At 61.5% G+C, this 5928-nt stretch carries 4 protein-coding genes; 1 reads left to right on the top strand and 3 read right to left on the bottom strand.

Annotation, left to right across the window (positions count from 1 at the left end; genetic code table 11):
- Positions 1-86 precede the first annotated feature (86 nt).
- Positions 87-380: a type 2 periplasmic-binding domain-containing protein gene (locus tag EH240_RS40300; RefSeq protein ID WP_425374872.1), complete on the bottom strand. Its 294-nt coding sequence runs from the start codon at positions 378-380 to the stop codon at positions 87-89.
- Between the two features lie 327 nt (positions 381-707).
- Here EH240_RS40300 and metH point away from each other — a divergent pair, with 327 nt between their 5' ends.
- Positions 708-4517: a methionine synthase gene (gene metH / locus EH240_RS36330; protein WP_125007157.1), complete on the top strand. Its 3810-nt coding sequence runs from the start codon at positions 708-710 to the stop codon at positions 4515-4517.
- 195 nt (positions 4518-4712) lie between these two features.
- Here metH and EH240_RS36325 read toward each other — a convergent pair whose 3' ends face one another.
- Together EH240_RS36325 and EH240_RS36320 are read right to left on the bottom strand one after the other, a co-directional pair.
- Positions 4713-5021 carry a plastocyanin/azurin family copper-binding protein gene (locus EH240_RS36325; protein WP_167484319.1) on the bottom strand — a complete coding sequence of 103 codons (309 nt, stop codon included), beginning with the start codon at positions 5019-5021 and terminating at the stop codon, positions 4713-4715.
- 141 nt (positions 5022-5162) lie between these two features.
- Positions 5163-5372: a cold-shock protein gene (locus EH240_RS36320; protein ID WP_125007155.1), complete on the bottom strand. Its 210-nt coding sequence runs from the start codon at positions 5370-5372 to the stop codon at positions 5163-5165.
- Positions 5373-5928: the final 556 nt, after the last annotated feature.

Here is a 5928-nt window from a genome sequence, read left to right as displayed (position 1 = left end):
AAGATGCTCTTCGTTCATCGGTTTCATGACGGTGAGGCTTTCCTCGACCAGCTGCTGCCAGATAGCTTTATATCCTGTTCGTCTCGTCACAGTAACCGACAAGGCGGATGCGCTGGGCATGCGTACGGGCTGGTTTTCGCCGGACCTAAATCAAGTCGGAAGGCTGCCACCGCACGCGGCTTCCGCTGACGCAACGGCGCGATCTGAAGGCCAAGTTCCTCCATCTGGAGAACGTGGCTCGACAGGCAACTAGAGAAGGCTTCGATGGCCGGCATCCGCGGACTATGGGCCATCGAGACGAGATAAAACCCGTAGCCGGGCAGGGAGAGCGGATGCGCCTTCACGAGCAGCCCACTCCTCAGTTCATTGCTGACGACCACGTCGCTGCAGATCGCAACCCCCTGTCCGCCAACAACGGCGTCAATCGCGTGCAGCTCCTCGCGGAAGCTCAGGTCCCAGACCTTTTCGGGGGGTGAAATCGGGATTGATCGACCGCGCGACCGCCAGCCATTGCCGCCAGGTCGGCGCTTCCGGATCGCGGTTCATCCAATCATAGTGGATCAAAGGAAGACGCAGGAGATCTGCAGCCCCTTCGATCGGGCCATAGCGCTCCAACAGACGTGTGACGTATCAAAGGTTGCGATGAGCACATCCCATTTTGACATAAAGATATGTTTATGTCACAGTATTAGAAGCCGAGGTTCACTGTGGCGCATTCTGAATCATCCTTGGATTCCCTTTTCGGACCCGTTGTCGCCCAGGCGGATGGATCGGAGATCCGTTCTGCCTTGGAATCGGCCGCGCGCGAACGAATCCTCATTCTCGACGGCGCGATGGGCACGCAGATCCAGGGGCTTGGCTTCAACGAGGAACAGTTCCGCGGCGACAAGTTCGTCGGTTGCGCCTGCCATCAGCAGGGCAATAACGACCTGCTGATCCTGACGCAGCCGAAAGCGATCGAGGAAATCCACCACCAGTACGCGATTGCCGGCGCGGACATCATCGAGACCAACACTTTCTCCTCCACGTCGATCGCCCAGGCGGATTACGGCATGGAGGACGCGGTCTATGACCTGAACCGGGACGGAGCCCGTCTGGTGCGGCGGGCCTGCATTCGCGCCCAACAGGAAGACGGCAAGCGGCGCTTCGTCGCCGGCGCGCTGGGACCGACCAACCGCACCGCCTCGATGTCGCCGGACGTCAACAACCCCGGCTATCGCGCCGTCAGCTTCGACGATCTGCGCATCGCCTATGGCGAGCAGTTGCGCGGCCTGATCGACGGCGGCGCGGACATCATCCTGATCGAGACGATCTTCGACACGCTGAACGCCAAGGCGGCGATCTTCGCCTGCAACGAGATCTTCCTCGAAAAGGGCGTGCATCTTCCGGTCATGATCTCGGGCACGATCACCGACCTGTCGGGCCGCACGCTGTCGGGCCAGACACCGACGGCCTTCTGGCATTCGATCCGTCACGCCAGTCCGTTCACGGTCGGCCTCAACTGCGCGCTCGGTGCCAACGCCATGCGCGCACATCTCGCCGAGATTTCCGGCGTCGCCAACACCTTCGTCTGCGCCTATCCCAATGCCGGCCTGCCCAACGAGTTCGGCCGTTATGACGAGAGCCCGGAATTCATGGCGGCGCAGATCGAAGGATTCGCGAGCGACGGATTGGTCAATGTCGTCGGCGGCTGCTGCGGCTCGACGCCGGACCACATCCGCGCCATCGCAGCGGCGGTGAGAAAATATCCGCCGCGCGCCATTCCGGAGATCGAGCGCAAAATGCGCCTGTCAGGTCTGGAACCCTTCACGCTCACCAAGGAAATTCCGTTCGTCAATGTCGGCGAGCGCACCAACGTCACCGGCTCGGCGAAATTCAGGAAACTAATCACCGCCGGCGACTACCCTGCCGCCCTCGACGTCGCGCGCGATCAGGTCTCCAACGGTGCCCAGATCATCGACATCAACATGGACGAGGGTCTGATCGATTCGAAGAAGGCGATGGTCGAGTATCTCAACCTGATCGCCGCCGAGCCGGGCATCGCCCAAGTGCCGGTGATGATCGACAGTTCGAAATGGGAGATCATCGAGGCTGGCCTGAAATGCGTGCAGGGCAAGCCGTTGGTCAATTCCATCTCGATGAAGGAAGGCGAGGGGGCCTTCCTGCATCATGCGAAGCTGGTGCGCGCCTATGGCGCGGCTGTCGTCGTCATGGCGTTCGACGAGGAAGGCCAGGCGGACACGCAGGCGCGAAAAGTTGCCATCTGCACCCGCGCTTACAAGCTCCTGACCGAGCAGGCCGGCTTCCCGCCGGAAGACATCGTTTTCGACCCGAACATCTTCGCCATCGCCACCGGCATCGACGAGCACAACAATTACGGGGTCGACTTCATCGAGGCGACGCGGGAAATCATCCAGACCCTGCCTCACGTCCACATTTCGGGTGGTGTCTCGAATCTATCCTTCTCGTTTCGCGGCAACGAACCGGTGCGCGAGGCCATGCATGCCGTGTTCCTCTACCATGCCATCCAGGCCGGCATGGACATGGGCATCGTCAATGCCGGCCAACTTGCCGTCTACGGATCGATCGATCCGGAACTGCGCGAAGCCTGCGAGGACGTCGTCAACAACCGCCAGCCGGCGGGCGGCGGCAGCGCCACCGAGCGGATCCTGGAACTTGCCGAGCGCTTCAAGGGAACCGCCGGCAAGGAGGCCAAGGAACGCGATCTCGCCTGGCGGGAGTGGACTGTCGACAAGCGCATTTCGCATGCGCTGGTCAACGGCATCACCGAGTTCATCGACGCCGATACCGACGAGGCGCGGCTTGCCGTCGAGCGGCCGCTGCATGTCATCGAGGGCCCGCTGATGGCCGGCATGAACGTCGTCGGCGACCTGTTCGGTGCGGGAAAGATGTTCCTGCCGCAGGTGGTCAAGTCCGCGCGCGTGATGAAACAGGCGGTCGCCGGGCTGCTGCCGCACATGGAAGCCGAGAATCTGGCCAACGCCGCCAACGGCCTTGACACCGGCGAACGCCGGACCGCCGGAAAAATCCTGATGGCGACGGTCAAGGGCGACGTCCACGACATCGGCAAGAACATCGTCGGCGTCGTGCTCGCCTGCAACAACTACGAGATCATCGATCTCGGCGTCATGGTGCCGGCGACAAAGATTCTGCAGACGGCGCGCGAGCAAAACGTCGACATCATCGGCCTCTCCGGCCTGATCACACCGTCGCTCGACGAGATGGCGCATGTCGCCTCCGAAATGGAGCGCGAAGGTTTCGACATTCCGTTGCTGATTGGCGGGGCAACGACCAGCCGCGTTCACACGGCGGTCAAGATCCACCCGCGCTACGAGCGCGGCCAGACGGTCTACGTCACCGATGCCAGCCGCGCCGTCGGCGTCGTCTCGTCATTGCTGTCCTACCAGGCAAAGGGCGACTATGTCGATACGGTACGCGCCGAGTACCGCAAGGTGGCGGACGCGCATGCGCGCAGCGAAGCAGACAAGCTGCGCCTTCCGCTCGCCAGGGCAAGGGCAAACGCCCACAAGATCGACTGGTCGGGCTATGTCCCGCAAACCCCCTCCTTCCTCGGGCTGAAGGTTTTCGAGACCTGGGACCTCGCCGAACTCGCCCGCTACATCGACTGGACGCCGTTCTTCCAGACCTGGGAGATGAGGGGGCGCTATCCGACGATTCTCGAAGACGAGGCACAGGGGCCGGCGGCGCGCCAGCTCTTCGAGGATGCACAGGCGATGCTGAAGCAGATCATCGCGGAAAAATGGTTCGCACCGAAGGGCGTGATCGGCTTCTGGCCGGCCAACGCCGTCGGCGACGACATCAGGCTTTTCACCGACGACACGCGTTCGCAGGAGCTGGCGACCTTCTTCACCCTGCGCCAGCAACTGACCAAGCGCGACGGCAAGGCCAACGTCGCCCTGTCGGATTTCGTCGCGCCATTCGAAAGCGGCAAGGCCGATTATCTAGGCGGCTTCATCGTGACCGCAGGCATCGAGGAAGTGGCGATTGCCGAACGCTTCGAGCGGGCCAATGACGATTATTCCTCGATAATGGTGAAGGCGCTCGCCGATCGCTTCGCCGAAGCCTTCGCCGAGCGGCTGCACGAGCGTGTCCGAAAAGAGTTGTGGGGCTATGCGCCGGACGAGAACCTAGCCCCGGAGGATCTGATCGGCGAACCCTATTGCGGCATCAGGCCAGCGCCCGGCTATCCGGCGCAGCCGGACCATACCGAGAAGGCGACGCTGTTCAGGCTGCTCGACGGCGAACGCAACGCAGGGGTCACCTTGACCGAAAGCTATGCCATGTGGCCCGGCTCCTCGGTCTCCGGCATCTATCTCGCCCATCCGGAAAGCTACTATTTCGGGGTGGCCAAGATCGAGCGCGATCAGGTGGAGGACTATGCACGGCGCAAAGACATGCCAATTTCGGAGGTCGAGCGGTGGCTCGGGCCCATCCTGAATTACATCCCCGTGCAGTTCGCTGAGGCCGCTGAATAGATTGTCGGCGTACCAGCTTCCAAGTGGAATTCGTTCCTGTATTCAAGCCTTGCCGGGCGCGCCGCTCACCCACTGGGCGGCACGCGGCAAGAAGATGCAGAAGATCGTGAAAATCCTAGCCGTCATCCCGCAGCGCCGGCTCCGGCATCTCGCCAAGCCGCAGAAAGCCGATCGCGTGGCTGCCCCGGCGAGATCCTAGTTTGTAACGGCGATGTGATTGACCATGCCAAGCTTGAAATGGCCCGCCTTGTTACAAAGCAGGATGTAGGAGCCGGGCTCAAGCTTCACCGTAAGCGTGCCGGACTTCCCGGGCTCTATGTCTTCAATCTCGTTTACGACCTCGAGCGCACTCTCCTCGACCTCCTTTTCATGCTCGTTGTAATGCAGCGCCCCGATTGGCTTGTCAGATCTGACGACGACGAACTCGTGAGCCAAGGTCCGGGAAGTATTAGTCACGTTGAATGTCACATCGCCGGCCTTGACCTGTTCGGTGCTGAGGTCCACGCGCATGGATTGCCAAGGCCCGATATCTTTTGGAGATCGAGGCGCGCGGCGAGCTCGACCCGGCAGAACACATGCAGGCTCTTCTTCGCTCGACGATGTGGAAGGGATGAGACCGACCGCCGCGTGGCCTGTCAGCCTCGATCAGATCATCTGAAGCTCGCCGGCTGACGTCTTTCCGGAACGTTTGTCCTGCACCAGTTCGTAGCTGATCTTCTGACCATCATTGAGGCCCCGCAAGCCGGAGCGCTCGACGGCGGAAATATGCACGAACACATCCGGGCCGCCCTGATCAGGCTGAATGAAACCAAAACCCTTTTGCGAATTGATCCATTTTACCGGTCCGGTAGCCATAAATCGCTCTTTTTGTGCTGGGATGAGCGCGTGCTGACCGCTGGCCGTTTTGCAGCGGCAAGATCAGCAGGCCAAGCATATCCATGACGGTCATCCATTGCCAACATGGAAAGCGCACCGGATGTCCGCACTTGCGCCGGTCCCAGCGTCCTGTGGATTTCAGCCCGAGTCGACGGCCAGAATGCCTCGTCGCGCGAAACCCGCGATGGCGAGGGGCCGGAGTTGCGGATCGTCGATCCAATGAGAGCTTGCTCAATCACCGTTACGAAGAAAAAAAGCCCGCCACGCTGCTTCCGGGCTGCCAGTTAGGCACGAATCTGTTCCGAAATTTGCCGGCGCTCCTTCTCGGCCAGTGCGGTGTAGCGGTGCAGCATGAAGGGTCGGTGTCGTTACCGAGTTCTGCGACGATGAACGATACGCTGGGCCATCAAGTCGGCAATAGACGCGACGTCGCGCGAGTGGCGGTCGAGCTTGGCCACGGGGACCGGACATTTCTGCCGGCGCGCTGTGGCCGGCTGAGGTCTTCGATCGAGAGCATGGGCTCGCCCGACGGATA

The sequence above is a fragment of the Mesorhizobium tamadayense genome (assembly GCF_003863365.1).
Lineage (GTDB): Bacteria > Pseudomonadota > Alphaproteobacteria > Rhizobiales > Rhizobiaceae > Mesorhizobium > Mesorhizobium tamadayense.
This window is presented reverse-complemented; position numbering and strand designations above follow the sequence as displayed.

Bases quoted from the DNA above. Each gene is read 5' to 3' on its own strand.
- EH240_RS36320 (WP_125007155.1), bottom strand. From the start codon at position 5,372: ATGGCTACCGGACCGGTAAAATGGATCAATTCGCAAAAGGGTTTTGGT.